Genomic DNA, 1,934 nt, shown 5'->3' on the forward strand with positions numbered 1-1,934 from the left:
GGCAATTTCTTCAAAGGGGATATCAGGCTGGGATTCACTATTTCTAGGGTCTTTAGCATCAAAAAACCAAAAGAATTTAGCGCTGAAAAGTAACTGATGGAAAAAAGGGTTTGACGGATATTTTTAGTAATTTAAGTTCCCACTTTTATTACAACATCCGTCTATTCCCTATGACTGACCGCCGCAATTTTCTCAAATCTGCTCTTCCCCTTGGTTTGGGCTTGGGAGTTATGCAGGTTCAGGATGTTTTTGGAGTACAAAGCAAGAATTTCAATCAATCCCCACCCTCTAAAATCAAAGTTGGCCTGAATGCATGGTCTTACTATGTGCAGCTCTACAAATACCAAAAAGGGGAAACGGGAGGCATGAGTCTCTTTGACATGCTGGAAGAATGTGCCCGATTGGAATTTGATGCGGTCGATCCGACAGGTTATTTTTTCCCCGGATACCCAAACAGGCCTGAAAGAAAGTTTATCAATGAATTCAAGCGAAGGGCTTTTCAATTTGGACTTGGAATCAGCGGAACAGGCATCCGCAATGATTTTGCGACAGCAGACAAAACCAAACGAAATGCAGATGTGGCTTTGGCCAAACAATGGATAGAAGTAGCTGCCGAGATGGGCGCTCCTGTGGTGCGAGTTTTTGCCGGCGTTCAGCCCAAGGAACATACCTGGGACGAAACGGCTGTTTGGATGGCAGAGGCTTTGGCCGAATGTGCCGACTACGGGAAGCAATTTGGTGTCATTGTCGGAGTCCAAAATCATGGAGACATGCTCAAAAGTGCAGACGAGGTCATCAAGATCTTGAAGATGGTGGATTCGGATTGGCTTGGGACAATCGTCGACACAGGTTTTTTCATGACTCCTGATCCTTATGCTGACATTGCACGGGTAATTCCTTATGCTGTCAACTGGCAGGTGAAGGAATTGCTTAGCGACCGCAAAGGAGGAAAGATCGACATGAGCAAACTAGTCTCCATCATCAGGGAATCCAATTATAGGGGTTATGTGCCCATCGAGACGCTTCCCGATCCGGATCCGAATGTTCCATATGATGCCATGACCAAAGTACCTGAACTGTTGGGAGATTTAAGAAAAGCCTTGGGCTAACTACAATTTTTTTGCACCATATAAATGAATCACCTAACTGAATAAGCATTCCATTGATAAAAGAAACTTCCCAATGCCTGTAATTGGACAATATCTCTTCCCCAAATATTCCTCCTTCTAGGAAGATACCGAAGCCAAGTGAATTTTTTGGCTACCAACTTAATGTAATAATAAACAGCTTTGTTTTCTTCAGATAAGGTTTTTTGCCATAAAGGTAAAAGGGCTTCAAAATGATCAAAGCGCCAAACAGTGCTTAGCAGAAAGAAGATCCAATCCCTTGCCTGCGCTTGACGCAAGTCTAAATAATCCAATGGATTTTCCTCAAAATCGATAAAAAAAATGCTGTCATTTGCAACCATCATATTTCTCGAAAAACCCTGAGAAAGATAGAAACCCTTTTGGTGAAGATTTAAAATATCCTCCAATACCTTTGACCATATGGGAAATTTTTTTGAATTTTCCGACATTTGATCGTCTACGGACTTACCAACGAGAGCTTCGAGAACCAAGAAATCAACATCTTTATGCACAAGTTTTGGTACAGGGATTTGGTTCTGACTAAAAAGGGTCAAGAAATTGATTTCATTTTGGAAGGAATAATTCCCACCGTATTTCAAGGAAACCTTTAAAAACCCAACCTTGAATATTTCAAAGAATTGGTTGACCAAAAATGCAGAAATGGGAAATTTGGTAGGGCGTAATTTTTTTATGAAATATCTTTTGTCTGCCATTTCGAAAATGAAACTTCTTTCCATTTTCGATTCCAAAGCCCTTTTGATGCTAACTAATTCACCTTCCGCAATCTTTTTATTTCCTACAAAATCA

The 1,934-nt window shown here is 41.0% G+C and carries 2 protein-coding genes; one reads left to right on the forward strand and one right to left on the reverse strand.

Translation table 11 applies throughout. The features are described 5' to 3' along the window. Positions 1-170: 170 nt before the first annotated feature. Positions 171-1,109, forward strand: coding sequence for a sugar phosphate isomerase/epimerase family protein (locus ACZFYI_RS19790; RefSeq protein WP_462525843.1), 939 nt, complete (start codon positions 171-173; stop codon positions 1,107-1,109). Positions 1,110-1,138: 29 nt separating this feature from the next. Here the strand turns inward: ACZFYI_RS19790 and ACZFYI_RS19795 are convergent. After that, positions 1,139-1,934 (reverse strand): BUD32 family EKC/KEOPS complex subunit (locus tag ACZFYI_RS19795; RefSeq protein ID WP_462525844.1); only part of this gene is annotated, 796 nt, incomplete at its 5' end.

It is taken from the genome of Aquiflexum sp. (assembly GCF_977115555.1).